The sequence below is a fragment of the Streptomyces sp. NPDC060000 genome, from assembly GCF_042737375.1.
Taxonomy (GTDB): domain Bacteria; phylum Actinomycetota; class Actinomycetes; order Streptomycetales; family Streptomycetaceae; genus Streptomyces.
This window is the reverse complement of the sequence record NZ_JBHWUU010000028.1, coordinates 49,469-73,899: the sequence shown is the minus strand read 5'-3', so window position 1 is coordinate 73,899 and position 24,431 is coordinate 49,469. Positions and strand designations below refer to the sequence as shown.

23 protein-coding genes are annotated in these 24,431 nt (G+C 70.2%); 9 read left to right on the top strand and 14 right to left on the bottom strand.

Going from position 1 to position 24,431, the window contains the following annotated elements; all coding sequences use genetic code 11:
- Positions 1–12 precede the first annotated feature (12 nt).
- Genes ACFWBB_RS17125 through ACFWBB_RS17115 form a run of 3 tightly spaced genes read right to left on the bottom strand, consistent with a single transcriptional unit; the run spans position 13 to position 4,669 of the window.
- Positions 13–813, bottom strand: a complete 801-nt coding sequence (locus ACFWBB_RS17125) for an HAD family hydrolase (protein ID WP_385272240.1) — start codon at positions 811–813, stop codon at positions 13–15.
- Positions 813–3,467 carry a phosphoribosyltransferase gene (locus tag ACFWBB_RS17120; protein ID WP_385272237.1) on the bottom strand — a complete coding sequence of 885 codons (2,655 nt, stop codon included), beginning with the start codon at positions 3,465–3,467 and terminating at the stop codon, positions 813–815. The genes ACFWBB_RS17125 and ACFWBB_RS17120 overlap by 1 nt, the downstream gene beginning before the upstream one ends.
- Before the next feature lie 26 nt (positions 3,468–3,493).
- The gene (locus ACFWBB_RS17115; RefSeq protein ID WP_385272234.1) at positions 3,494–4,669 is read right to left on the bottom strand and encodes an HpcH/HpaI aldolase/citrate lyase family protein; all 1,176 of its coding nucleotides are present in this window, start codon (positions 4,667–4,669) and stop codon (positions 3,494–3,496) included.
- A 176-nt stretch (positions 4,670–4,845) separates the two neighbouring features.
- Here ACFWBB_RS17115 and ACFWBB_RS17110 point away from each other — a divergent pair, with 176 nt between their 5' ends.
- A complete protein-coding gene (locus tag ACFWBB_RS17110; protein WP_385272231.1) occupies positions 4,846–5,619 on the top strand; it encodes a TerD family protein in 774 nt (257 codons plus the stop codon).
- A 31-nt stretch (positions 5,620–5,650) separates the two neighbouring features.
- On the opposite strand, the gene ACFWBB_RS17105 is transcribed toward ACFWBB_RS17110, so the two are convergent.
- The 6 genes from ACFWBB_RS17105 to ACFWBB_RS17080 all read right to left on the bottom strand — a co-directional run bounded on the left by ACFWBB_RS17105 (position 5,651) and on the right by ACFWBB_RS17080 (position 10,176).
- Entirely contained in the window at positions 5,651–6,388 is a 738-nt protein-coding gene (locus ACFWBB_RS17105; RefSeq protein ID WP_385272228.1) for a Tellurium resistance, read from the bottom strand.
- A gap of 100 nt (positions 6,389–6,488) precedes the next feature.
- Entirely contained in the window at positions 6,489–7,637 is a 1,149-nt protein-coding gene (locus tag ACFWBB_RS17100; protein ID WP_385272225.1) for a DUF475 domain-containing protein, read from the bottom strand.
- 75 nt (positions 7,638–7,712) lie between these two features.
- The gene (locus ACFWBB_RS17095) at positions 7,713–8,288 is read right to left on the bottom strand and encodes a TerD family protein (protein ID WP_189917321.1); all 576 of its coding nucleotides are present in this window, start codon (positions 8,286–8,288) and stop codon (positions 7,713–7,715) included.
- Positions 8,289–8,417: 129 nt separating this feature from the next.
- Positions 8,418–8,993 (bottom strand): calcium homeostasis/redox stress adaptation protein, encoded by a 576-nt coding sequence (locus ACFWBB_RS17090; protein ID WP_020126913.1) that lies wholly within the window; start codon positions 8,991–8,993, stop codon positions 8,418–8,420.
- A 112-nt stretch (positions 8,994–9,105) separates the two neighbouring features.
- Positions 9,106–9,573 carry a peroxiredoxin gene (locus ACFWBB_RS17085; RefSeq protein ID WP_385272221.1) on the bottom strand — a complete coding sequence of 156 codons (468 nt, stop codon included), beginning with the start codon at positions 9,571–9,573 and terminating at the stop codon, positions 9,106–9,108.
- Between the two features lie 165 nt (positions 9,574–9,738).
- Complete coding sequence (locus tag ACFWBB_RS17080) at positions 9,739–10,176, bottom strand: DUF3052 domain-containing protein (protein WP_020126915.1); 438 nt, start codon at positions 10,174–10,176, stop codon at positions 9,739–9,741.
- Between the two features lie 416 nt (positions 10,177–10,592).
- Between ACFWBB_RS17080 and aceE the strand changes: the two genes are divergently transcribed.
- A complete protein-coding gene (gene aceE / locus ACFWBB_RS17075) occupies positions 10,593–13,340 on the top strand; it encodes a pyruvate dehydrogenase (acetyl-transferring), homodimeric type (RefSeq protein ID WP_385272218.1) in 2,748 nt (915 codons plus the stop codon).
- 69 nt (positions 13,341–13,409) lie between these two features.
- Positions 13,410–14,147: a potassium channel family protein gene (locus ACFWBB_RS17070; RefSeq protein WP_385272215.1), complete on the top strand. Its 738-nt coding sequence runs from the start codon at positions 13,410–13,412 to the stop codon at positions 14,145–14,147.
- Between the two features lie 87 nt (positions 14,148–14,234).
- Here the strand turns inward: ACFWBB_RS17070 and ACFWBB_RS17065 are convergent, their stop codons facing one another.
- Both ACFWBB_RS17065 and ACFWBB_RS17060 read right to left on the bottom strand, forming a co-directional pair.
- Positions 14,235–14,576, bottom strand: coding sequence for a small hydrophobic protein (locus ACFWBB_RS17065; protein ID WP_385272212.1), 342 nt, complete (start codon positions 14,574–14,576; stop codon positions 14,235–14,237).
- A gap of 230 nt (positions 14,577–14,806) precedes the next feature.
- Positions 14,807–16,426: an MFS transporter gene (locus ACFWBB_RS17060; protein ID WP_385272209.1), complete on the bottom strand. Its 1,620-nt coding sequence runs from the start codon at positions 16,424–16,426 to the stop codon at positions 14,807–14,809.
- Positions 16,427–16,493: 67 nt separating this feature from the next.
- Between ACFWBB_RS17060 and ACFWBB_RS17055 the strand changes: the two genes are divergently transcribed.
- The 3 genes from ACFWBB_RS17055 to ACFWBB_RS17045 all read left to right on the top strand — a co-directional run bounded on the left by ACFWBB_RS17055 (position 16,494) and on the right by ACFWBB_RS17045 (position 19,437).
- Positions 16,494–17,120 carry a TetR family transcriptional regulator gene (locus ACFWBB_RS17055; protein WP_385272206.1) on the top strand — a complete coding sequence of 209 codons (627 nt, stop codon included), beginning with the start codon at positions 16,494–16,496 and terminating at the stop codon, positions 17,118–17,120.
- A 186-nt stretch (positions 17,121–17,306) separates the two neighbouring features.
- On the top strand, positions 17,307–18,524 hold the full coding sequence (locus ACFWBB_RS17050) for an alpha/beta hydrolase (RefSeq protein WP_385272203.1): 1,218 nt from the start codon (positions 17,307–17,309) through the stop codon (positions 18,522–18,524).
- A 58-nt stretch (positions 18,525–18,582) separates the two neighbouring features.
- The gene (locus tag ACFWBB_RS17045) at positions 18,583–19,437 is read left to right on the top strand and encodes a DUF4429 domain-containing protein (protein ID WP_385272298.1); all 855 of its coding nucleotides are present in this window, start codon (positions 18,583–18,585) and stop codon (positions 19,435–19,437) included.
- Between the two features lie 15 nt (positions 19,438–19,452).
- Here the strand turns inward: ACFWBB_RS17045 and ACFWBB_RS17040 are convergent, their stop codons facing one another.
- Positions 19,453–20,469, bottom strand: coding sequence for an aldo/keto reductase (locus tag ACFWBB_RS17040; protein ID WP_385272200.1), 1,017 nt, complete (start codon positions 20,467–20,469; stop codon positions 19,453–19,455).
- A complete protein-coding gene (locus tag ACFWBB_RS17035; protein WP_385272197.1) occupies positions 20,466–20,960 on the bottom strand; it encodes a MerR family transcriptional regulator in 495 nt (164 codons plus the stop codon). Before ACFWBB_RS17035 ends, ACFWBB_RS17040 begins: the two co-directional genes overlap by 4 nt.
- A gap of 96 nt (positions 20,961–21,056) precedes the next feature.
- On the opposite strand from ACFWBB_RS17035, the gene ACFWBB_RS17030 reads away from it, so the two are divergent.
- Both ACFWBB_RS17030 and ACFWBB_RS17025 read left to right on the top strand, forming a co-directional pair.
- Positions 21,057–21,527: a GNAT family N-acetyltransferase gene (locus tag ACFWBB_RS17030; RefSeq protein WP_385272194.1), complete on the top strand. Its 471-nt coding sequence runs from the start codon at positions 21,057–21,059 to the stop codon at positions 21,525–21,527.
- Between the two features lie 19 nt (positions 21,528–21,546).
- Entirely contained in the window at positions 21,547–22,368 is an 822-nt protein-coding gene (locus ACFWBB_RS17025; RefSeq protein ID WP_385272191.1) for a serine hydrolase domain-containing protein, read from the top strand.
- Here the strand turns inward: ACFWBB_RS17025 and ACFWBB_RS17020 are convergent.
- The gene (locus ACFWBB_RS17020; RefSeq protein WP_385272295.1) at positions 22,334–23,032 is read right to left on the bottom strand and encodes a pirin family protein; all 699 of its coding nucleotides are present in this window, start codon (positions 23,030–23,032) and stop codon (positions 22,334–22,336) included. The genes ACFWBB_RS17025 and ACFWBB_RS17020 overlap by 35 nt on opposite strands.
- A 112-nt stretch (positions 23,033–23,144) precedes the next feature.
- On the opposite strand from ACFWBB_RS17020, the gene ACFWBB_RS17015 reads away from it, so the two are divergent.
- The gene (locus ACFWBB_RS17015) at positions 23,145–24,350 is read left to right on the top strand and encodes a PucR family transcriptional regulator (protein ID WP_385272188.1); all 1,206 of its coding nucleotides are present in this window, start codon (positions 23,145–23,147) and stop codon (positions 24,348–24,350) included.
- The last annotated feature ends 81 nt before the right edge of the window (positions 24,351–24,431 follow it).

Genomic DNA, 24,431 nt, shown 5'->3' with positions numbered 1-24,431 from the left:
CGCGGCGACTTCTCAGGAATTCTTCAGGAACTCCCGCAGGATCCGCTCGCCGGCCAGCACGCCCCGCTCGGGCAGGGCGGTGATCTCCGGGGCCGTCCAGGCGGCGTCGGCCAGCTCGCCGTGCCCGGGGCGCCAGCCTCGGTCGGCGGCCAGCAGCAGGTCGGCGTCGAGCAGCGAGTCCCCCGCCGCCAGCGTCAGTTCGGCGCCGGTGCGACGGGCCACCTCGCGCACGGCCGCGCTCTTGGTCAGCGGCTTGGGCACGGCGTAGATCTTGCGGCCCTGGAGCGACACGGTCCAGCCGCGGTTCTCCGCCCAGACCGCGAGCTCCTTCACCCACTCCTCGGGCAGCAGCTCACGCTCCACGACGAGGTAGGCGAACAGGTCCTCGGCCACCCGCTGCTTGCGCAGCCAGAACGGGTCCGCCGTCTTCGCCAGGTACTCCTGCACCTCCGCGAGCGGCGCGCACTCCTCGGCCAGCCGGGCCAGCACGCTCGCGTGCCAGTCGTGGTCGGTGGCCCCGTCGACCAGCAGATGGCCGCCGTTCGCGCAGATCGCGTACTTCGGCTCCGGACCCGGCAGGTTGATGCGCTGGTACTGCTTGCGGGTCCGGGTGGTCGTCGGCACGAACACCGCCCGGTCACCCAGCTCGGTCAGCAGCTGCGCCGACGTCTCCGTCATGAACGACAGCGGCCTCGCCTCGTGCACCTCCACGCACAGCAGCCGCGGCGCCCGCGCGTCCGGCATGGTCAGCGCCAGGGCGGCCGCCGAGTAGATGAGCGTACGGTCCAGATCGCTCGCCACCAGAACCGGCATCAGACCGCCACCGCCTTGCCGTCGGCACCGGTCGCACCCCGGGTGAACTGCGGATGGATCAGCCCCACACAGGTGTACGGCAGGTCGCCGACCTCCTCGACGGGCACCCCTCGTAGTCCGGCGAGCAGCCGTACGTGGTCCAGGTCGGCGCCCGCCCCGGCCCGCGCCAGGATCTTCCACGGCACCCGGCGCAGCAGCACCCGGGTGGTCTCGCCGACCCCGGGCTTCACCAGGTTCACGTCGTGGATGCCGTACTCCTCGCTGATCCGCTCGACGGCCGCCCAGCCCTCCCAGCTCGGCGTGCGGTCACTGGCGAGCAGCTCCTTCACCGCGCCGCCGACGGCGTCCGCGACCTCGGGGAAGCGGGCGGCGACGGCGTCCAGGAAGGCCACGGAGACATCCGTACCGGCGAGCTCGCGGTAGAACTTCGCGCCGTGGAAGTCGTCCGGCCCGACCAGGTCGGCCCGCAGCACGGTCCGCGAGATGAGCCCCGACACGGTCGAGTTGAGGCAGGCGGACGGGATGAGGAAGTCGTCACGGGTGCCGTACGTCCGCACGCACGAGCCCGGGTCGGCCAGGACCGCGATCTCCGCGTCGAAGCCGGCCGCGCCGCCGCCCGCCTCGAACTCCTCGACCGCCGCGGCCAGTTCCCGGGTGATCGCGCCCTTGCCGGTCCAGCCGTCCACGAAGACGACGTCACGCGGGTCGTGATGGGCGGCCAGCCAGCGCAGCGCGTTGGCGTCGATGCCCCGGCCGCGCACGATCGACACGGCGTAGTGCGGCAGGTCGAGGCCGTGCCGGAACTGCGCCCAGCGGCGCATCAGCACACCGACGGGGGTGCCGGCCCGGGCGAGCGAGACGAGCACCGGCCGGGGGGACCGCTCGGCGATCACCGTCTCCGTGACCACGCCCACGGCCTGCGCGATGCGCGCCGCCGAGGTCTCCAGCGCCGCGTGGAACAGCTCCTGGTACTGCTCGCTGGGCTGGTACTCGACGGGCAGCGACTCGGCGTAGTGCGCGCCGCCGCTCTGGATGGCCTCCTCGCGCTCCTCGGTCGGTGCCTCCAGCGTCACGTCCGAGAGGTCCTGGAGCAGCCAGCCGACCTCTTCCGGTGGGTACGAGGAGAAGGCGGGGCCGCGAAGGGGCTCGGGCAGCATGGCGGGTCTCTCTTCCGACAAGGCGGCTGCGTACAGCGGCTCGGGGACGTACGACGGCACGACCGCGAGGACGACGTGCGGGGTGTGCGCGGCGAGCTGGGACAGGAGGCCGTCGGGGGCGTGCAGCTCCCGGGTGTCGGCCACCGAGTCCACGACGGCGACGACGGCGTCGAAGCCACCGCCCGCGACGTTATAGGCATAGCGCTCGCCGGGGCCGTCCGCCGGGTCGTCGTGCGCGGGGAAAACGATTCGGCTGCGTATCGCGTAGCCGGGGTCGTCGACCGCGAGGACGGGCGAGCGGGTGGTGGTCGAGTAGCGCACCTCGGCGGCCACGACCTGCTCCAGTTCGCGGGCCAGCCTGAGCGGCGCGTACATCAGCTCCTCGAAGCCGAGCACGAGGACGCGTGAGGCGTCCTCGGGTATCGCCTCCGCGAGGCGGGCGGTCATCGCCGGGAGGGCGGCCTCCAGCCGGGCCCGGTGGCTGGGCGTGAAACCGTGCCGGCCGCCGTCGGGCAGGCCCCGGGGCCAGTGCAGGTCCACGCGGGTCAGGTGGCCCCGGGGGCGCGTCTGCGGAGTGCGGTCGTCTGCCGGCCGCGGGTCGTGGAGGGCTTCTCGCGCCCCCGCGGCGGAGCCGCGTATGTCACCGCCCCGCGTCCCCGGGGGGGAGGTCCTTGAGCCGGCTTCGAGGTCGACGTCGTGCTCGGGGGGCGCGGGGAACTGCGCGAACGGCTTCGACGGCGCCGCGGACGAATGACGGCCCGCCGCGGCACCCTCGTAGCGGGCGACCAGCGCCTGCCCCTTCTCCAGCACCCCCTCCGGGAGGAGCACCGTGCCGGAGGCCGCGGCGACCAGGTCCACGCGGGCGCCGATCTCGCGGGCGAAGTCGTCCAGGCGGCCCGCGTCGGCGGCCGACCGCATGTCGACCAGCGCCACCACCACGTACCGCCCACGCGGATACCGCTCGTGCAGGGCACGGACGGTGTTCAGGACCGTGTTGCCGGTCGAGAACTCGTCGTCGACCAGGACCAGCGGCCCGGCCCCGACCAGCAGCGCCGGGTCCTCCGGGAGGAGGAGGTGGGAGGTGGCGTGGGAGTGGGACTCCTCGAAGCCGCCCGCCTGGGCGACCCCGGCGACCGGGCGCCGGGTGGAGTGCAGGTAGGGGGCGGCGCCGAGGCCGTCCGCGACCGAGTGGCCTAGCCCGGTGGCGGTCTCCGCGTAGCCGAGGACGACCGCCTGGGCGGCCTCCTCGGCACCGAGCAGCTCACGCACCCGGCGGCCGAGGGCGACCCCGTGGCCGTGCACCACCGACGGCGACTGCGGGACGTGCTTGCCCAGGACGTTCGAGACCAGCAGATGCGCCCGCTTGGGGTTGCGGCGCAGGGCCAGCCCCAGCAGGCCCGTCAGCGCGTCGTCGCCCACGAGCTCGACCCCGAGCCGCTCGGCGACCCAGGTCCCGGACCATATGCCGTCGTCCCCGTTGTTCACTGCGTTGTTCATGCGTCCCTTGTGAGTGAGGTGGTTCTTCAGCCGGGTATGCCGGCGGCGAGCAGGTCGACGAAGCTGACGTCCTCGTGCGCGACACCGAAGACCTCGGCGCGGAGCATGGTGCGCTCGGCCCAGGCGCGGTGCGGCTTCACCTCGTTCATCTTGTTCGTGTACTGCGACCGCAGCACACCCCCGCCGCCGCGTTCCGGCCGCAGGATGTCCGCCGCGTCGCTGTACTCCTCGTGACTGACGACGGACAGCGCGTGCACCGCCGGCACGTGCGAGGGGTGGATGCAGGTCTTGCCCAGCAGGCCGTTGGCGTGATCCAGGGAGATCTCGCGCAGCAGCCCGTCCATCGCGTGCTCTATCAGTTTCTCCCGCAGCTCGACCGCCTGTCCCTCCAGGAAGGGACTGTGCCGCAACATCGGCTTGAACATGCGTTCGGGCACCCGGAAGTACTCCCACACCGGTCCGGTCACCGTGAACCCGGTGCCGTCGGCCCGGCCCAGCATGTTCACCACGTCGGCGATCACCGAGGCGACGATCTGGACGTCGTAGGCGGTCATGTCGGGCGCTCTGCGCAGCCCGTACGAGGAGCAGAAGTCGGTCACGCCGAGGCGCAGCGCGAGGACCCGGCTGCGGTACTTGTCGACGGCGCGGGCGATGCCCTCCAGGGCGTCCACCCGCGACTCGCGGTACATCAGCTCGGGCGTCTCCAGGACCGGCATGCCGAAGAGCCGCCGCCCGCTCGCCGTCTCGGCGCCCGCCAGCGCCTCGAGGAAGGGGATGCCCCGCTCCTCGGTGAACTTCGGGAACACGAACCCGCTCAGCAGCTCCGCGTTGGCCCCGAGACGCCGGACCAGGTCGGGGATCTGCTCGGGTGTCCGCACCCGGATGAAGAGCAGCGGCAGCTCCGCGCCCTGCACGTCTCTGCGCCCCGCCAGGTCGGCGAACTGGCGGACCAGGTTCTCCTCACCGGCCTCGACGTCCTCGTCGCCGATGGAGTCCTCCAGGCACAGCACCATCGACACCACGCCGCGCCCGGTCTGCTTGACGATGTCGTCCGCCAGCCGGGGCCGCGTGGCCGGGCTGTACAGCGTGGCGCCCAGGGCCGCGGAGAGCAGCCTGGCCGGGGAGTCCGTGTCGAAGACGCACGGCTCCCGGTAGAAGAGGCGCTGCCGCACCTCAGGGGCGAGGTGCCCGAAATGACGCATAAGTCTCCCCCGGGGGGCAAGGTAAGTCTGTGGATTCGGCATGAGGTGGCCGGTAATAGTACGTAGGGATCCATGTCAGAGGTTCCCACCCGGCATGAATTTCAGGTAACTCCCGGATGAGACTTGCCGTGTACCCCGCGTTGTCGTGAGCAGACCCGAGAAGGCAGGATGACCGCATGACGCACGCGATGCTGAAGGGGTCGAACGTCCCGCTGAAAGCCACCACGGTCCGCGCCGTGCTGCGCTGGACCCCCGGACAGGGGGTCCCGGACGTGGACGCCTCGGCGCTGCTCCTCGGCCTCGACGGCCGCGTGCGCTCCGACGAGGACTTCGTCTTCTACAACCAGCCCCGGCACCCTTCCGGGAAGGTGTGGCGGCTCGGCAAGAAGCGCGTCGCCGAGGGCCTCACGGACACCATCCAGACGGATCTGTCCGGTGTCGAGTCGGGCGTCGGCCAGATTCTGCTGGTCGCTTCGGCGGACGGTGTGACGTTCGACCGCGTACGTTCCCTCACCATCGCGCTGTACGACGCGACGACCGACGGTGAGCCCCTGGCCACCTTCGACATCCGTCCGGAGACGGGTGAGGAGACGGCCCTGATCTGCGGCGAGCTGTACCGGCGCGGCGAAGGCTGGAAGTTCCGTGCCCTGGGCGAGGGGTACTCCAACGGCCTCAAGGGCCTGGCCACCGACTTCGGCATCTCGGTGGACGAGTCGGAGGAGACCGCGGCCCCCGAGCCGGCCCCGGCCCCGCAGACGCCCAGCCTCTCCCAGCCCCTGCCTCCCGAGCAGCCGGCGTCGGCCGTCCCGCAACAGCAACAGCAACAGCAACAGCAACAGCAACAGCAACCGGCGTACGGATACCCGGCCAGCCTTCCCACCTACGGCTACGGCTATCCGGACGGATCCTTCCGGTTGCCCCCGCAGGGTCCGCAGTTCGTCGGACGGTGAGCCGCCGTCCGAGCCGCCCGGGGCGCGGGCGCTACTTCTCCACCTTCGTCTTGTAGCCCCGGCCCCACTGCAGCCCCCACCCGTACAACCGGTCCAGCTCCGCCTGGAACCCGTACACGAACCGCACCTCGCGCCGGACCATGAGCTCGCCCTTGACGTTCTCGATCATCACCACCGCGCAGGAGCGGGCCTGCGGATGCCGTTCGTCGAGGCCTATCTCGATGCGTGGCCCGTTGCTCGGGTACAGCGTGACGATCGCGTGTGTCCGGTCGAACGCCGGCGTCTGGTCGTAGATGTAGACGAAGACGAGCAGCCGCTTGATCTGTTCCCAGTGGTCGAGGTTGACGTACATCGTCTCGCCGGACGCCGAACCGAACCGGTCGTCCCCGCTCAGCTTCACGTACGGCGCCCCGTTCACGTCGCCCAGCAGTCCGCCCAGCGGCTGCACGACCCCCTTCGTCCCGTCCGCCAGCTCGTACAGGCAGCCGAGGTCGAGGTCGACGTTGACCATGCTCTGGCTGTGTCCGACGACCTCCGGGGGCCGCAGCGCCTTGAAGGGATGCCGCAGCAGGCTCTCCCGCTGCGGTCCGCCGATGTCGGACGTCCGCATCCGCCAGGTCAGGTTGACGCGCAGGTTGCCGGTCGCGGCACCCTGTTTGGTCAGGGAGACCTGGTGATGCCGCTTGGTCAGTTCGATCGCGTTGGTGGCCGCGTTGCCCGAGTCGAAGTCGGCCGCCCGGCTGCCCAGGAGCCCGTCGAAGATACCCATTCCCGCCCCCACGTCCACTGATGAAAACCGGCGGGGGGGCCGGTGGAGGACTCGTCCTCACCGGCCGCCCCGACCAGAGCGTTCCTCGCTCCGAAGGTGATCACACCCCGGACGACACCTCAGTCTTGTCGTCCGAGGCCGCCGCTTTTCCCTCGGCCGCCGCCAGGGCCTGGTTGCGGCGCACGGAGGACCAGAAGGACCAGGCGATCAGGACCACGCCGACCAGGCCGGTGATGACCTCGTTGATCTGGTACTGGATGGTGACCATGAGGATCACGGCGAGGGCGCCGATCGCGTAGTGGGCGCCGTGCTCGAGGTAGACGTAGTCGTCGAGGGTGCCCTGGCGGACCAGGTACACGGTGAGCGACCGGACGTACATGGCGCCGACGCCGAGACCGAGGGCCATCAGGACGATGTCGTTGGTGATGGCGAAGGCGCCGATCACACCGTCGAAGGAGAAGGACGCGTCCAGGACCTCGAGGTAGAGGAACATGAAGAACGCGGCCTGGCCGGCGAGGACGACGGGCGAACGCTGCTTGCCGCTGCGCGCGGCCTCTTCCTCCTCCTCGTGCTCCCGCTCCTCCTCTTCCTCGAGCTTGTCCTCGAAGTAGCCGGAGAGGCCGCCGACGACCATGTACGTGATCAGACCGGCGATCCCGGAGATCAGGACCGTCTGCGCCTTGTCGACGTGCGCCCCGCCGTGCTGGTGGGCGTGGGTGGCGAAGGTGAAGGAGGTGATCAGCAGGACGATCAACGCGATGCAGACCGACAGCATGTCGACCTTGCCGAGCTTGGCGAGCGGGCGCTCGATCCAGCGCAGCCACTGGATGTCACGGTCCTCGAAGATGAAGTCCAGGAAGATCATCAGCAGGAACATGCCACCGAAGGCCGCGATCGACGGGTGGGCGTCGGTGACGAGCTGCTGGTACTTGTCCTTGTCATTGAGCGCGAGGTCGACCGCGTCGATCGGGCCGATCTTGGCGCTGATGGCGACGATGACGACGGGAAAGACCAGCCGCATGCCGAAGACGGCGATCAGCACGCCCACCGTGAGGAAGATCTTCTGCCAGAAGGCACTCATCTTCTTCAGGATTCCGGCGTTGACCACCGCGTTGTCGAACGACAGCGAGATCTCCAGGACGCAGAGGATCGCCACGATACCGAGGGCCTCCCACCCCCCGTAGAAACCCGCTGCGACCAGGCCGAGCGCGGTGATCGCGAACGACCAGCCGAAGGTTTTCAGAAGCACTGGCTACCCAATCGTGTATTGGGGGTCCCCCCGGACAAGGTCTGGGGGCGGGTTTTCCCCCCGCCGTACTCGGCTTTACGAAACGTTGACTCCGAAGTCTAGAGCGATGCCCCGCAGTCCCGACGCGTACCCCTGCCCCACGGCCCTGAACTTCCATTCGCCCTGGTAACGGTAGAGCTCGCCGAAGATCATCGCTGTCTCCGTGCTCGCGTCCTCGCTCAGGTCGTAGCGGGCGAGCTCCTGGCCGTCGGCCTGGTTGACGACCCGGATGAAGGCGTTGGCGACCTGGCCGAAGGTCTGGCCCCGCTCGTCGGCCATATGGATGGAGACCGGAAAGACGATCTTGTCGCACTGGGGTGGCACCTTGGAGAGGTCCACCAGGAGCGACTCGTCGTCGCCCTCGCCCTCTCCGGTGAGGTTGTCGCCGGTGTGCTCCACCGAGCCGTCCGGGCTCTTGAGCTGGTTGTAGAAGACGAACCACTCGTCCCCCATCACGCGTCCGCTGTTGCACAGCAGCGCGCTGGCGTCCAGGTCGAAGGGGGCTCCGGTGGTGGATCGCGCGTCCCAGCCCAGTCCGACCATCACCTGCGTGAGGTTCGGCGCGGCCTTGGACAGGGAGACATTGCCTCCCTTGGCGAGCGTGACACCCATGATTGCTGGTCCTCCCCTAGGTGGTGCTCAGGTGCTGCTTCTCCGGTTGTCCTGCGCGTCCGGCGCCGACCGTAAACGGTGCGGCGCCGGACGGACGGACGTTCAGGTGACGCGGGCCCTGCGGGTGGCTCAGACGTTGACGCCGAAGTCCTGCGCGATACCGCGCAGGCCCGACGCGTAGCCCTGGCCGATGGCGCGGAACTTCCACTCCGCACCGTGCCGGTACAGCTCGCCGAAGACCATCGCGGTCTCGGTCGACGCGTCCTCGCTCAGGTCGTAACGGGCGATCTCGGCGCCGCCGGCCTGGTTCACGACGCGGATGAACGCGTTGCGGACCTGTCCGAAGGACTGCTGCCGGTTCTCCGCGTCGTAGATCGACACGGGGAAGACGATCTTCTCGATGTCGGCCGGGACCCCGGCGAGGTTGACCTTGATGGCCTCGTCGTCGCCCTCGCCCTCACCGGTGGTGTTGTCACCGGTGTGCTCGACCGAGCCGTCGGGGCTCTTGAGGTTGTTGAAGAAGACGAAGTTCGCGTCGCTGCCGACCTTGCCGGAGCTGTCCAGCAGCAGCGCGCTGGCGTCCAGGTCGAAGTCGGTGCCGGTCGTGGTGCGGACGTCCCACCCCAGACCGACGATGACCGCGGTCAGGCCCGGGGCCTCCTTGGTCAGCGATACGTTGCCGCCCTTGCTGAGGCTGACTCCCACGAATCCTCCATTGGTGTTCCGGGGCGGGGAGCCCCTGGTGCGTCGGACATCGGATCAACGTGTCGATCCTAGTGACGGGTTCCCGCCCCACGCAGGCCCTGACACCGAAGAATCACAGGGTGTCGAGCGCGGTGACGTACTCGCCGAGGTCGCGGGCGTCCGGCAGGGCGTTGAGGACCGTCCAGCGCACCAGGCCCTCCTTGTCGATGACGAAGGTGCCGCGCACCGCGCAGCCCTTGTCCTCGGCGAAGACGCCGTAGGCGCGGCTGACCTCGCCGTGCGGCCAGAAGTCGCTCAGCAGCGGGTACTCCAGGCCCTCCTGCTCGGCGAAGACGCGCAGGGTGTGGATGGAGTCGTTGGAGACGGCGAGCACCTGGGTGTCGCGGTCGGCGAACTTCGGCAGGTTGTCGCGCACCTCGCACAGTTCGCCGGTGCACACGCCGGTGAAGGCGAAGGGGTAGAAGAGCAGGACGACGTTCTTGGGGTTCTCGCCCCCGCGGAAGTCGGAGAGCCTCACGGCGCGGCCGTGGTTGTCCTTGAGTTCGAAGTCGGGGGCTTTGTCGCCGACCTGGATCGCCATCGCCTGAATGTCCCTTCGGTGCGGCCGTCTGGGTGAGGACACCACCCTACGCAGCGCTCACCGAACGCCGCCGGACGGACCTGCCCGCAAGGGCCGGCCCGTCCGGCGTCACAGCACTTCAGATCACTTCTCGGACGTCACTCCCTGGACGTCACTTCCTGGACGTCACTTCTTGGACTTCGCGGCCTTGGGCGTCACCAGCCGACTGCCACTCCAGTCCTTGCCGACGCTGACGCTCTTGCTGGCCGACAGACCCGCAGTCGTCGAGGCTTCGGAGATGTCGCTCGGCTCCACGTATCCCGTCCGGCCGGTCTTCGGCGTCAGGAGGAGGATCGACCCGCCTTCTTCGATGTACGTGGTGGCGTCCACCAGCGCATCCGTCAGGTCTCCGTCATCGTCGCGGAACCAGAGCACCACGGCGTCGGCGACGTCGTCGTAGTCCTCGTCCACCAGATCGCTGCCGATGACTTCCTCAATGGACTCGCGGAGCTCCTGGTCGACGTCGTCGTCGTAGCCGATCTCCTGGACCACCTGCTCGGGCTGGAAACCCAGCCTGACGGCAGGGCTGGTCCGCTCCTCCGCGTGGTCCGCGGTCGCGCTCACGGGTTGCCTCCTGATCATGTTTCGGGAATAACTCAGCCACGCGCGTGCGCGAAGCATTGGCCGTAGTCCACACGGGCGGGACGGATCGCGCAAGTACCCGGCGGTTCGGACCGCCGAAACGGTGACGATCCTGGCCGTGTCGACGCAACTCCAGGCACGCGATTCGGACGGATGGTGACGTACACCACACCTATCTGCCCTGTTTGCGTATTTGAGAACCATCCAAGGGTACGAGATTCGAACGGGTGCCGGTTACCTCGGGGTAGAGATGACGTTTGCGGCGCCTAGGTACACGATGGGGGCGGTAAAGGCACTGGAGAGTCGGCGAGACGCCCCGCGAGGCACCCCGCGAGTCGCCCCACGAGGAAAACAGTCCCACACAGCCCCACACAGCCCTCTGACAGGTAAGGAACAGCGTGGCTTCCGGATCCGATCGCAACCCGATCATCATTGGCGGCCTTCCGAGTCAGGTTCCTGACTTCGATCCCGAGGAGACCCAGGAGTGGCTCGACTCCCTCGACGCCGCGATCGACGAGCGCGGCCGGGAGCGGGCCCGCTACCTGATGCTCCGGCTGATCGAACGGGCCCGCGAGAAGCGCGTGGCCGTGCCCGAGATGCGCAGCACGGACTACGTCAACACCATCCCCACCAGGGCCGAGCCCTTCTTCCCCGGCAACGAGGAGATCGAGCGCCGGATCCTCAACGCGACCCGCTGGAACGCGGCCGTGATGGTGTCCAGGGCCCAGCGGCCGGGCATCGGCGTGGGCGGCCACATCGCCACCTTCGCCTCCTCCGCGTCCCTCTACGACGTCGGCTTCAACCACTTCTTCCGCGGCAAGGACGAGGGCGACGGCGGCGACCAGGTCTTCTTCCAGGGGCATGCCTCACCGGGGATCTACGCGCGCGCGTTCCTGCTCGACCGGCTGAGCGAGCAGAACCTGGACGCGTTCCGCCAGGAGAAGTCGAAGGCGCCGCACGGGCTGTCCTCGTACCCGCACCCGCGCCTGATGCCGGACTTCTGGGAGTTCCCGACCGTGTCGATGGGCCTCGGCCCGATCGGCGCGATCTACCAGGCGCGGATGAACCGCTACATGCACGCGCGCGGGATCGCCGACACCTCGAAGTCGCATGTCTGGGCGTTCCTCGGCGACGGCGAGATGGACGAGCCGGAGTCGCTCGGCCAGTTGACCATCGCCGCACGTGAGGGCCTGGACAACCTGACCTTCGTCGTCAACTGCAACCTCCAGCGGCTGGACGGCCCGGTGCGCGGCAACGGCAAGGTCATCCAGGAGCTGGAGTCGGTCTTCCGGGGCGCCGGCTGGAACGTGATCAAGCTGATCTGGGACCGCTCCTGGGACCCGCTGCTCGCGCAGGACCGCGACGGCACCCTCGTCAACCGGATGAACACGACTCCGGACGGCCAGTACCAGACCTACGCCACCGAGTCCGGCTCCTACATCCGCGACCACTTCTTCGGCGACGACCACCGGCTGCGCGCGATGGTCGAGGGCATGACCGACGACCAGATCCTGCACCTGGGCCGCGGCGGTCACGACCACCGGAAGATCTACGCGGCGTTCAAGGCGGCCGTGGAGCACACCGGCCAGCCGACGGTCATCCTCGCCAAGACGGTCAAGGGCTGGACGCTGGGGCCGAACTTCGAGGGCCGCAACGCCACGCACCAGATGAAGAAGCTGACGGTCTCCGACCTCAAGGGCTTCCGCGACCGGCTCCACCTGCCGATCTCCGACAAGGAGCTGGAGGGCGGCCTCCCGCCGTACTTCCACCCGGGCCGGAAGTCGGAGGAGATCCAGTACATGCACGACCGCCGCAAGGGCCTCGGGGGTTATGTCCCGACCCGTGTCGTACGGTCGAAGCCGCTCGAACTGCCGGACGACAAGACGTACGCGAGTGTGAAGAAGGGCTCGGGCCAGCAGTCCATCGCCACGACCATGGCGTTTGTACGGCTCCTCAAGGACCTCATGCGGGACAAGGAGTTGGGCAAGCGGTTCGTGCTGATCGCACCGGACGAGTACCGCACGTTCGGCATGGACTCCTTCTTCCCGAGTGCGAAGATCTACAACCCGCTCGGCCAGCAGTACGAGTCGGTCGACCGGGAGCTGCTGCTCGCCTACAAGGAGTCGCCTACCGGTCAGATGCTGCACGACGGCATCTCGGAGGCCGGCTGCACGGCGTCCCTGATCGCCGCGGGTTCGGCGTACGCCACCCACGGCGAGCCGCTGATCCCGGTCTACGTCTTCTATTCGATGTTCGGTTTCCAGCGCACCGGTGACCAGTTCTGGCAGATGTCGGACCAGTTGGCGCGCGGTTTCGTACTGGGCGCGACCGCCGGCCGTACGACGCTGACCGGTGAGGGTCTCCAGCACGCGGACGGCCACTCGCAGTTGCTCGCCTCGACGAACCCGGGCTGTGTCGCCTACGACCCGGCGTTCGGTTTCGAGATCGCGCACATCGTGCGGGACGGTCTGCGCAGGATGTACGGCGGTTCCGCCGAGCACCCGCACGGCGAGGACGTCTTCTACTACCTCACCGTCTACAACGAGCCGATCCAGCACCCCGCCGAGCCGGAGAACGTGGACGTCGAGGGCATCCTCAAGGGCGTCCACCGCTTCAGCGAGGGCACCTCGGGATCGATCCCGGCACAGATCCTCGCGTCCGGTGTGGCCGTCCCCTGGGCCGTCGAGGCGCAGAGGATCCTCGCCGAGGACTGGAACGTGAGGGCCGACGTGTGGTCGGCTACCTCCTGGAACGAGCTGCGGCGCGAGGCCGTCGAGGTCGAGCGGCACAACCTGCTGCACCCGGAGGAGGAGCAGCGGGTGCCGTACGTGACGCGGAAACTGGCCGGGGCCGAGGGGCCGTTCGTGGCCGTCTCGGACTGGATGCGGTCGGTGCCGGACCAGATCGCGCGCTGGGTGCCGGGCACGTACCAGTCGCTGGGTGCGGACGGCTTCGGCTTCGCGGACACCCGCGGGGCGGCCCGCCGCTTCTTCCACATCGACGCCCAGTCGATCGTCGTCGGGGTGCTGACCGAGCTGGCCAGGGAGGGCAAGATCGACCGCTCGCTGCTGAAGCAGGCCATCGACCGCTACCAGCTGCTGGACGTGTCGGCGGCGGACCCGGGGGCGGCCGGCGGCGACGCGTAGCGCCTGGCGCACGAAGGGGTGGTGGAGCTGCGGCTCCACCACCCCTTACCAGTTCTTTACTATGCGAGCATGCGAGAACAGTCGGCGCAGGGCCGGTGGGAGTTGTGGACGCAACGGCCGTTGCTGGCCCTGGCCGTGGTGTTCGCCGTCGCCTACGCCGTCCCGATCGTGGACACCTCGGCCGACCACACGCTGACCGCCGCCTGTACCGGGGTCGAGTGGGTGGTGTGGGGGGCGTTCGCCGTGGACTACGCGGTCCGGCTGGCGCTGACGCCCGACCGGCGGCGGTTCGTGCGTACCCACTGGCTGGACCTGTGCGCGGTGGTGCTGCCGATGGTGCAGCAGCTCAAGCTGCTGCGGCTGGTCTCGACGCTCCTGCTGGTGGGCCGGCGGGCACGGATGGCCTCGCAGATCCGGATGACGACGTATGTGGTGGGGGCGGTCGTCGGACTGCTGATGTTCGGATCGCTCGCCGTGCTGTCGGTGGAGCGGGAGTCGCCGGACGGGAACATCCGCACGCTGGGTGACGCGCTGTGGTGGTCGTTCACGACGATGACGACGGTGGGCTACGGGGACCACGCGCCGACCACCGGACTGGGGCGGCTCATCGCCGTCGGGCTGATGCTGTCGGGGATCGCGCTGCTGGGTGTGGTGACCGCGAACATCGCGGCGTGGTTCATCGCGCGGTTCGACAAGGACGACGTCGAGGAGCGGGCCCAGACGGAGGCGATCCGCGCGTTGACGGAGGAGGTCCGGGCGCTGCGGGCGGAGGTGGCGGCGTTGCGGGACGGATCCCTGAGGTCCTGACCCGGCCCGTCGGCGACGGGCGGCGCCGTGACAGCGCCGGCGGCGCCGGGCCGGCCCGCCGCGGTGCAGCGCAACCCGTCGGCCGCGTTACAGCAGCCCGTTGCCCGGTCCCGTCGCTCCCGCCAGCCAGATGATCGCCAGCAGGGTGTCGATGGCTCCGAGGGCGACGGCGACCAGGGCCGGTACCGGACGGGGGCCCGTCCAGCTGCGGCCCATGGCCAGCCAGCCGCAGACGATCGCCGCGGGACCGAGGACGATCCCGAGCGCGAAGAATCCGGCGACCGCGCACACGAGGCCGACGACGCCGAGCGTCGCGCGATCCGGCCCTGCCCCAGTCCCGGCTTCGCTCGACCGGGGAGACCCCCAGCGTGACCCCGTACGGCCACTTGAACGGGGGTACCTGCGCGTGCCGTTACCGAAGCCTGCCATCGAACAACTCCCTCGATTCCGGGGATGTGTTGTTGTTCGGTTACCCGCGACACGCGGAACATTCCCCGCAGTTGCCGGGCAGTCGGCGCGCTGCCCCCCTCCGGCAGCGCGCCGCGGCCCGGGCCGCCCTCCCATCCGGAGGGCCTGACCCAATGTGACCTGTGGCGCGCCCCGGAGGCGAGGAACCTTTAGCGCTGTCACCCTGATAGGGGAAAGTTGTTGAACTTCCGTCAGATGTGACCGACGCCCGCGCCCGCTTCCGCGTTCTCGCCCCGCTTGGTGAGCAGCGCGACGAACACGGCGACGACCGCCACCCCGGCGGCGACCAGCGAGGCGAGGCTCATCCCGGAGATGAACGTGTCATGGGCGACGTCCGCGATCTTCGCGGCGATCTCCGCGGGAGTGCCCTTCGCCACCGGAGCCACACCGACCTGAACCGCTTCGGAGGCCTGGTCGAGCTGGGCGGGGGTGAGCTCGGGCAGGCCCGCGCCCTTCCAGTTGGCGGGCAGGTCTCCGTCGACCTTGGAGGCCATCACGGCACCCAGCACGGCGGTACCCAGGCTGCCGCCGATCTGCATGGCCGCCTGCTGAAGACCGCCCGCGACGCCCGACAGCTCCATGGGGGCATTGCCGACGATGACCTCGGTCGCGCCGACCATGACCGGGGCGAGGCCGAAGCCCAGCAGGGCGAACCAGATCGACATCGGACCGCTGCCGGTGTCCGTCTCCAGCGTGGACATGCCGTACATGGCGATCGCGGTGGCGGCCATACCGCCCGCCAGCGGGATGCGCGGGCCCAGCTTGGTGATCGCCGCGCCCGCCAGCGGGGAGCCGACGATCATCATTCCGGTCAGCGGGAGGAGGTGCAGACCCGCGTCGATCGGGCTCATGCCGTGCACGTTCTGGAGGTAGAACGTCACGAAGAACAGGCCGCCCATGAAGGCGATCGCCATCAGGACCATGAGGACCACACCGGCCGACAGCGGGACCGAGCGGAACAGCGCCAGCGGGATGAGCGGCTCCTTGACCTTCGTCTCCCAGAAGGCGAAGGCCGCGAAGAGCACGGCGGAGCCGATCAGGAACGCCCAGGTCTTGCCGTCGGCCCAGCCCCAGGTCGGGGCCTTGATCAGGGCCCAGACCAGGCAGAACATCGCGCCCGAGAGGAAGCCGATGCCGAGGATGTCGAAGGAGCGCGGGGCGTTCTCGGCCCGGTGGTCGAGCAGGATCAGCACGCCCAGGACCAGCGCGAGGGCGCCGACCGGCACGTTGATGAAGAACACCGACTGCCAGTTGACGTGCTCGACGAGGACACCGCCGAGGATCGGGCCGCCGGCGGTGGACGCGCCGATGACCATGCCCCACAGGCCGATGGCCATGTTGAGCTTCTCGGCCGGGAAGGTCGCGCGCAGCAGACCGAGCGCGGCCGGCATCAGCAGGGCGCCGAACAGTCCCTGGAAGACGCGGAAGGTGACGACCAGCGCGATGCTGTCGGAGAGGCCGATCGCGCCGGAGGCGGCGGCGAAACCGACGACACCTATCAGGAACGTCTGGCGGTGGCCGAAGCGGTCGCCGAGCTTGCCCGCGGTGATCAGGGAGACCGCGAGGGCGAGGAAGTAGGCGTTGGTGATCCACTGGACCTGGGCGAAGGTGGCGCCCAGGTCGCTGGCGATGGCCGGGTTGGCGATGGCGACGATGGTGCCGTCGAGGGCCACCATCATGACGCCGACGGCGACGGTGATGAGGGTGAACCACGGGTGGCCGCGCAGCCCCTTGGCGGGCGGCCCGTCCGACGGGTCTGTCGGTGCCTTGCCGCCCGGCCCCGTCGCGTCGATGGTGGTCTGACTGGTCATGCGTTCGAGGTTAGTGACAGTCACTGACAATTGACAAACGACTCCATAAGTCGGTAACTGACACATCATGGAAACTCTGCGTGAGCGCAAGAAGCAGCGCACCCGGGACGCGCTGCTGCGCGCCGCCGTGGAGCTGTTCACCACGCGGGGGTACGAGAGGACCACCGTCGACGAGATCGCCGCCGCCGTCGACGTCTCGCAGCGCACCTTCTTCCGCTACTTCGACGGCAAGGACGAGGCCGCGCTCGCCCTGGTGGAGATGACGGTGGCGCGGTTCGTCGAGACGGTGCGCGAACGCCCGCCGCACGAGGCGCCGATGGAGGCGCTGCGCCAGGCGGTGCTGGACGGCTGGCACTCGATCAACGAGGTCGTGGAGTCCGTCGTACCCGTGGAGCTGTATCTGCGCATGTACCGGGTGATCGAGTCGACGCCGGTGCTGCTCGCCGCGCACTTGCGGCGCTCGGTGGAGGTGGAGGAGGTCCTCGCGCGGGTGATCGCCGGGCGCGAGGGGCTCGACGTGGACGCCGATCCGCGGCCCCGGCTGGCGGTGGCCGTGTTCAGCGGGGTGATGCGGGTGACGGAACGGCAGTGGTCCACGGGCGCGGACTTCAGCCTGGAGGGGATCCGCGCGCTGACGTCGCTCTACCTCGACGGGGTGGGGCCCGCGCTGCTCGGAGACTGGCGCGAGGCCTGACGGAGACGCACGAGACGGAGACGCACGAGACGGAGATGCACGAGACGGAGATGCACGAGGCCCGGGGCACGGCCCGACGGACAAAGAGGCCTGAAGGGCTTTATGACCCTTTCCACGCCTGCTGAAACGTGATCCCCGTCACTTGGGTCACCCGAGACCCTCTCGTTCTCCTAGTGTGTCCTTTCAGTGACTTCCTTCGACACCTCCCCGCAGCTCAACGTCTGGCGCGCACTGGCCGCCCTGGCCGTGGTGTTCCTGATGCTGACGACCACCGGCTGGACGGCCCTGCGCCACCAACGGGAGACCACCGCACTCCAGGCCTCGCGCACGGCGTGGGAGCACGGCCGGCTGAACGGCCACCGGTTGCCCGACCCCGGTGCGGCCCCCGCCCGGCTCGCCCGCTTCTTCGCCAAGCTGACCGCCCCGCAGCGCACCGCGCTCGTGCACGACTACGCGCTCGCGGTGGGCAACATGAACGGTGCCCCCGTCGAACTGCGCTACCGCGCCAACCGGAGGGCGCTGCTGCAGCAGACGCGGCTCGAGCGCACCCGCATGCACGACAAGCGGCTCACGCCCTCGGGGCAGCGGCTGGCCGGGCGGCGCCTGCAGCGCTACGCGTCGATGAGCACCGGCGACCGGCAGATCCTCGCCTTCGACCCGGAAGGCTCCGGCCGGGTCGCCGAGGTCTTCGGCAGCCTGGACAAGGCCGAGCGGATCTCCGTCGTCGTCCCCGGCGTCGACACCGACCTGCTCACCTTCCAGCGCACGAACCGCAAGTACTCGGCGCCCGTCGGCATGGCCCAGGCCCTCTACGCGGCCGAGGGCGAGGCGAGCCCCTCGACGCGTACGGCCGTGATCGCCTGGGCGGACTACACCTCCCCCGACGGTCTCGGCATCGACTCGGCCACCGCGATGCGCGCCGAGAACGGCGCCGTCCGGCTGAACGCCCTGCTGACCGCCCTGCCGGGCAGCGCGCCCGTCTCGATGTTCTGCCACAGCTACGGCTCCGTGGTGTGCGGGGTCGCCGCGCACGCGATGCCGGACCGGGTGGCGGACATCGCGGTGGCCGGCAGCCCGGGGATGCGGGTGGGAACGGCCGCCCAGCTGGACACCGACGCGCGGGTGTGGGCGATGCGGGACGCCGACGACTGGGTGCAGGACGTCCCGCATCTGGAGGTCGGCGGCCTCGGGCACGGCGAGGACCCGATGGCGGCGGTGTTCGGCGCGCGGGTGCTGTCGGCGCGGGAGGCGAAGGGCCACGGAGGCTACTTCCAACCGGGTACGGACAGCCTGCGCAACTTCGCCGAGATCGGCACCGGCGCGTACCACTCGGTGGAGTGCGCCCACGACGATGCCGCCTGCACGGTGGGTTTGTCCGATACGACAGAGGCCGGACGCGCGTAGAGACGCAGGAATTGCGGCGCGCGCGGGGAGGGGACGAAGAATGGGTGTCCCGCATACGATGAGCCGCATGGGTGACGTACTGGCCGGATTTCATGCCGCCTGGGAGTTCGAGTCCGATTCCGTCCTCATCCGCTACGAACGGGGGCTGCGCACGCCCAGGCTGCTGTCGGCACTGGGCGAGCGCCGGATTCCGCTGGCGGCCGTCGGCGGGGTGACGCTGACCGCCGGCAAACGCGGCACGGTCGTGCTCCGGGCGGAGCCGCGGCCGGGAGCCGATCCGTTGATGGAGGCGGCCGCGGGACAGCTCAAGGAAGGGTGCGACCCGTACCGGCTGGTGCTGCCCGCCGAGCGGGAGACTCTCGCCGAGTACTACGCCGACGAGCTGCAGGAGCGGCTGACCGAGTCCGGACCGGCGGAACGGTTCCTCGTGGACGCGCCGGAAGCGCCGCTGTCGTTCAAGGCGTACGACGGGAAGGCCTCGTTCGACGGTCGCACGGTGCGCTTCCGGTGGTTCTGGACGGGGGCTTCGTCGGCGAAGTGGAAGGCCGGCGACCAGAGTTTCGCCGTGTCCGCGCTGAGCGGCGTCGAGTGGCGGTCGCCCGAGGTGTTCGAGGGGCATCTGCGGCTGCTGCGCGGCGAGGCCGCTCCGACCCAGGCCGACCAGGACCCGGGGGCCGTCGTCTTCGGGCTGGGGTACGGGCCGGTGCACGAGTCGCTGCCGTTCGCGGCGGCGGTCCTCGCTGCGGTCCGCGGGCGCGGAACCGCGGCGGCCGTCCCGGCCGCGGCCGCGCCGCGCCGGGACCCCGCCGACATCGCCGAGCGGATCCGGCATCTCGGGGAGCTGCACCTGGCCGGGCTGGTCACCGACGAGGAGTTCTCCGTCAAGAAGGCCGAGTTGCTGGCCGAGCTCTAGGGACGCCGAGGACGTTCACTCACGACCCGCGGAAGTGAACCTCATGTCGGTGTAGCGGTCGCCTGCCACCTTGCCCGCTATCGGCTCCAGCAGGGCCAAATCCTCCTCCGTCAGGACGATGGCCGTCGCCGCCGCGTTCTCCTCGACCCGGGTGGGCTTGCGGGTGCCCGGGATCGGGACCACCGACAGGCCGTGCACCTGGGACTGCTGCTGCACCCAGGCCAGGGCGATCTGGCCGGGCGTCGCCCCGTGGGCCTCGGCGATCGCGCGGATCGGGTCCAGGAGAGCCCCGTTGGCGGCGGCGTTGTCGCCGGTGAAGCGGGGCTGCTGACGACGGAAGTCGTCGGCGGCGAGGTCCCGGTCGGCGTCGGCGAAGGAGCCGGTGAGGAAGCCCCGGCCGAGCGGGGAGTACGCGACCAGGGTCACGCCCAGCTCCCGGGCCGCCGGCACCACCTGGGCCTCGATGTCGCGGCTGAACAGCGACCACTCCGACTGCACCGCGGCGATGGGGTGGACCTCCCGCGCCGCGCGCAGTTCGGCGGCCGTCACCTCGCTCAGGCCCAGCTGCTTGACCTTGCCCTCGCGCACCAGATCGGCCATCACGCCGACGGTGTCCTCGATCGGCACGTTCACATCGCGCCGGTGCATGTAGTAGAGGTCGATGACGTCGACGTCCAGCCGCTTCAGGCTGGCCTCGACGGACTGGCGGATGTAGGGCGCGTCGTTGCGGATGATCCGCCGCGTCGGGTCGTCCGGCGGGACCGCCAGGGCGAACTTGGTCGCGATCACGACCTCGTCGCGGTGGGCCCCGAAGAACGGGGAGAGGAACTTCTCGTTCTCCCCCGCGCCGTACGCGTCCGCCGTGTCGTACATCGTGACGCCCAGCTCCAGGGCGCGTTCCAGGGTGGCCCGGGACTCCTTCGCGTCCGGGGGGCCGTAGGCGAAGCTCATGCCCATGCAGCCGAGGCCCTGGACGCCGACCTCGGGGCCGTTCTCGCCGAGTCGTGCCGTCGGGATCCTGGAGTCGGTCATCGGGCGGTCCTTTCCGCTTCGTCGTGCCGGACGCCGGTGGCGTCCGCATAGAACGTGATCTTCCGGTCGAGCACGGCGAGGGTGTCCTCGAGCTCGGCGATCCGGGCCCGGACGTCCCGCCGGGTCGCCTCCAGGAGCTCGTACCGCTCGCGGAACGTGCTCTCCCCCTCCCGCACCAGCTCGGCGTACCGCACCATGTCGGCGACCGGCATACCGGTCAGCCGCAGCTTTCCGACGAGGTCGAGCCAGTCCAGGTCACGGTTGCTGTAGCGACGCTGGCCGGTGTGCGAGCGGTCGATGTGGGACATCAGCCCGATCCGCTCGTACCAGCGCAGGGTGTGGGCGGTGAGGCCGGTGAAGGCGACGACCTCGCTGATCGTGTAGCTGTCCTGCCCGTCCGGACGGGGGTGCCGCGGTGGTGGCGCGGCGCAGACGTCCTGGGGGTTCGGGGTCTGATCGATGGTCACGGGTGTGGTCTGCAACACCGTCATGGCCTCCACGCTATGGCCTTGGAGTGCGCTCCAAGCAAGCGGAAACGGTAAGAAAACGGGGGACGCGGCTTGATCACACTGGTTAGCGTGCGGGGCATGAGTCCTGTACGCCGTGCCCTGCCCGAAGATGCCGCCGAAGTGCTGCGGCTGCGTCAAGTGATGATCGACTCGATGTCTCCGGTGGACTCCTCCACCGGCTGGCACGCCGAGTCGCTGCCCACGCTGCGGGAGCGGCTGTCCGAGCCGGACGGGGACTTCGCGGCCTTCGTCGTGGACCACCCGGAGCGGCCGGGGACGCTGGCCGCGCTGGTCGTCGGGACGGTCGAGTACCGGATCGGCCGGGTCGGCAACCCGGCCGGGACCATCGGTTTCGTGTTCAGCGTCGCCACCGACCCGGACGCGCGCCGCCGTGGGTACGCGCGGGCGTGCATGGACGCGCTGCTGGAGTGGTTCCGGGCCCGGGGTGCCGTACAGATCCAGCTCACCGCGTCCGCCGACGCGGCCCCCCTCTACGTTTCCATGGGCTTCAAGCCCAAGCCGGACCCCTTGATGGAGCTGCTGCTCTGAGACACATAGGCTCGGCCGCATGTCGTTGACGAGCCTCGCGTTGATCGAGAACTGGCCGGTTCCCTCCGCCTCGGCGGGTGTCGTACGGGCCGACGGTACGGTCCTGGGGACCCACGGACCCGTCGGGCGGCGCTTCCCGCTGGCCTCGGTCACCAAGCCGCTCGCCGCGTACGCGGCCCTCGTCGCGTACGAGGAGGGGGCGGTCGAGCTGGACGAGCCGGCCGGGCCGCCGGGGGCCACGGTCCGTCATCTCCTCGCCCACACCTCCGGGCTGGCCTTCGACGAGCACCGGGTGACGGCGCCTCCGGGAGAGCGGCGGCTGTACTCCAACGCCGGGTTCGAGCAGCTCGGCGACCACCTCGCGAAGGCCACGGAGATCCCTTTCGCGGAGTATCTGCGGCAGGCGGTGCTGGAGCCGCTGGGGATGGCCGACACCTCCCTGGAGGGCTCCCCGGCCAAGGACGGGGTGTCCACCGTGACGGACCTGCTGCGGTTCGCGGCGGAGCTGCAGGCGCCCCGGCTGCTGGATCCACGGACGGTGGCGGCGGCGATGAGCGTGCAGTACCCGGGGACGAAGGGCGTGCTGCCGGGGTACGGGCACCAGAACCCCAACGACTGGGGCCTCGGCTTCGAGATCCGCGACTCCAAGTCGCCGCACTGGACGGGGAGTTCCTCCTCGCCGCGCACCTTCGGTCACTTCGGGCAGTCCGGTACGTTCCTGTGGGTCGATCCCGCGGCGGGCGTCGCCGGGGTCGCCCTGACGGACCGGGCGTTCGGGCCCTGGGCGGTCGAGGCGTGGCCCGCGTTCACGGACGCGGTGCTGGCCGAGGTGCGGGGCTGAGTTCCTCGCCCCCCGGGCCGAAGGCCCACATCAGCAGCTCCGTGTCCGTCACGCCCACCGCCTCCACGTCCCGCGCGTCCGTGATGCGCGCCGCGTCACCCGCCGCCAGCTTCTCGCCGTCCAGGCGGGCTTCGCCGCGCACGACATGGACGTAGACGTGGGGCGCGTCCGGCACGGCGGTCCGCTCCCCCGCGCCCAGCCGCCGCACGTGCAGCATCGCGCCCGCCTCCGGGACGGCGTACGGGGTGGCGTCGGCGATGCCGCGGACCGTCTCGTAGGCCGGGTCGCCGCCGGGGTCGGACGGGGCCAGCCACATCTGGACGAAGGCCAGCGGCACGTCGGCGTCGTTGCGTTCCACGTGCCGTACGCCGCCCGCGGAGCTGAGCCTCTGGACGTCGCCGGGGCGGACCAGGGTCCGGTGGCCGGCCGAGTCGTGGTGGGTGAGCTCGCCCTCGACCACCCAGGTGACGATCTCGGTGTGGCTGTGCGGGTGTTCGTCGAAGCCCGCGCCGGGCGCGAGGCGCTCCTCGTTGCAGGCGATCAGCGGCCCGAAGCGGAGGTTGCCGGGGTCGTAGTGGGGGCCGAAGGAGAAGGCGTGCCTGGTGTCGATCCCGGCCGCCGGGTCCCCGCCTCGGTAGCGCTCACCGGCGCGCCGTACGTGCATCACGCGTCTACGGTAGACCCCCGCACCGCCGCCGCCCGTGCGACGACCGCGTGCCGCGCCCTCCCGTGACCCGGCGGCGCACGCCCCCGTCCCGATAAGGCAGTCTTGTCCCGTGCCCGAACCCGAAACCACTCACCCCGATCCTGCGGCGCACGCCGTCCACCCCCACCCCGCGACGCTGAAGCGGCTGGAGAAGTCCTCCGGAAGTCTCGCCGCCCAGGCCATCGCGCGGATGGACGAGACACTGTCGTGGTACCGGGCGATGCCACCGGAGAACCGTTCCTGGATCGGGCTGGTCGCCCAGGCGGGCATCGCCGCCTTCACCGAGTGGTTCCGGCATCCGGACGCCCCGCAGGCCATCTCCACGGATGTGTTCGGGACCGCACCGCGTGAGCTGACCCGGGCCATCACGCTGCGGCAGACCGTCGAGATGGTGCGGACCACCATCGAGGTCATGGAGTCCGCGATCGACGAGGTCGCGGCCCCCGGCGACGAGAACGTGCTGCGCGAGGCGCTCCTCGTGTACGCCCGGGAGATCGCCTTCGCGACCGCCCAGGTCTACGCCCAGGCCGCCGAGGCACGCGGCGCCTGGGACGCCCGGCTGGAGTCGCTCGTCGTGAACGCCGTGCTGAGCGGTGAGGCCGACGAGGGGGCGGTGAGCCGGGCCGCGGCCCTGGGGTGGAACGCGCCCGAGCATGTGTGCGTGGTCCTGGGGACCGCGCCCGACGGCGACTCCGAGCTGACCGTCGAGGCGATCCGGCGGGCCGCGCGGCACGCCAAGCTCCAGGTGCTCACCGGCGTGCTCGGCTCCCGCCTGGTCGTGATCGCCGGCGGCAGCGACAACCCGCTCGCCGTCGCCAGATCGCTGATCGGCCCGTTCGCCGCGGGATCCGTGGTGGCCGGGCCCGTCGTGCCCGACCTGCTCGCCGCGACCCGGTCGGCACAGGCCGCCGCGGCCGGGCTCAAGGCGGGTTCCGCCTGGCAGGACGCACCGCGGCCGGTGCTGGCGGACGATCTGCTGCCGGAACGCGCGATCGCCGGTGATCCCGGCGCGCGTGAGCAGTTGGTGGAGGAGATCTACAGACCGCTCGAGGAGGCCGGTTCCGCGCTCCTGGAGACGCTCGCCGTCTATCTCGAACAGGCGTCCAGTCTCGAAGGGGCCGCCCGGATGCTCTTCGTCCACCCGAACACCGTGCGCTACCGGCTTCGACGTGTGACTGACGTCACCGGTTGGTCGCCTTCGGATGTACGCTCCGCGTTCACGCTCCGGATCGCACTGATCCTGGGGCGTCTGGTCGACGGTGATCCCCAGACCTAGGCTTTTGTCGGGGCTCCACAAAACCCCCTGCCGTTCTTCGTCCCTGTCCCCACGGGCGGCTTTGGCCGTCCACAAGAGAGA

What these genes read in the sequence shown, in the direction of transcription:
- ACFWBB_RS17060 (WP_385272209.1), bottom strand. Translation starts at nt 16,426, where the DNA reads ATGACCAGTCAGACCACCATCGACGCGACGGGGCCGGGCGGCAAGGCA.
- ACFWBB_RS17105 (WP_385272228.1), bottom strand. Translation starts at nt 6,388, where the DNA reads ATGGGTATCTTCGACGGGCTCCTGGGCAGCCGGGCGGCCGACTTCGAC.
- ACFWBB_RS17045 (WP_385272298.1), top strand. Translation starts at nt 18,583, where the DNA reads ATGAGCCGCATGGGTGACGTACTGGCCGGATTTCATGCCGCCTGGGAG.
- ACFWBB_RS17095 (WP_189917321.1), bottom strand. Translation starts at nt 8,288, where the DNA reads ATGGGTGTCACGCTCGCCAAGGGAGGCAATGTCTCCCTGTCCAAGGCC.
- ACFWBB_RS17120 (WP_385272237.1), bottom strand. Translation starts at nt 3,467, where the DNA reads ATGAACAACGCAGTGAACAACGGGGACGACGGCATATGGTCCGGGACC.
- ACFWBB_RS17125 (WP_385272240.1), bottom strand. Translation starts at nt 813, where the DNA reads ATGCCGGTTCTGGTGGCGAGCGATCTGGACCGTACGCTCATCTACTCG.
- ACFWBB_RS17055 (WP_385272206.1), top strand. Translation starts at nt 16,494, where the DNA reads ATGGAAACTCTGCGTGAGCGCAAGAAGCAGCGCACCCGGGACGCGCTG.
- ACFWBB_RS17115 (WP_385272234.1), bottom strand. Translation starts at nt 4,669, where the DNA reads ATGCGTCATTTCGGGCACCTCGCCCCTGAGGTGCGGCAGCGCCTCTTC.
- ACFWBB_RS17025 (WP_385272191.1), top strand. Translation starts at nt 21,547, where the DNA reads ATGTCGTTGACGAGCCTCGCGTTGATCGAGAACTGGCCGGTTCCCTCC.
- ACFWBB_RS17030 (WP_385272194.1), top strand. Translation starts at nt 21,057, where the DNA reads ATGAGTCCTGTACGCCGTGCCCTGCCCGAAGATGCCGCCGAAGTGCTG.
- ACFWBB_RS17035 (WP_385272197.1), bottom strand. Translation starts at nt 20,960, where the DNA reads ATGACGGTGTTGCAGACCACACCCGTGACCATCGATCAGACCCCGAAC.
- ACFWBB_RS17110 (WP_385272231.1), top strand. Translation starts at nt 4,846, where the DNA reads ATGACGCACGCGATGCTGAAGGGGTCGAACGTCCCGCTGAAAGCCACC.
- ACFWBB_RS17065 (WP_385272212.1), bottom strand. Translation starts at nt 14,576, where the DNA reads ATGGCAGGCTTCGGTAACGGCACGCGCAGGTACCCCCGTTCAAGTGGC.
- ACFWBB_RS17020 (WP_385272295.1), bottom strand. Translation starts at nt 23,032, where the DNA reads ATGCACGTACGGCGCGCCGGTGAGCGCTACCGAGGCGGGGACCCGGCG.
- ACFWBB_RS17070 (WP_385272215.1), top strand. Translation starts at nt 13,410, where the DNA reads ATGCGAGAACAGTCGGCGCAGGGCCGGTGGGAGTTGTGGACGCAACGG.
- ACFWBB_RS17040 (WP_385272200.1), bottom strand. Translation starts at nt 20,469, where the DNA reads ATGACCGACTCCAGGATCCCGACGGCACGACTCGGCGAGAACGGCCCC.
- ACFWBB_RS17085 (WP_385272221.1), bottom strand. Translation starts at nt 9,573, where the DNA reads ATGGCGATCCAGGTCGGCGACAAAGCCCCCGACTTCGAACTCAAGGAC.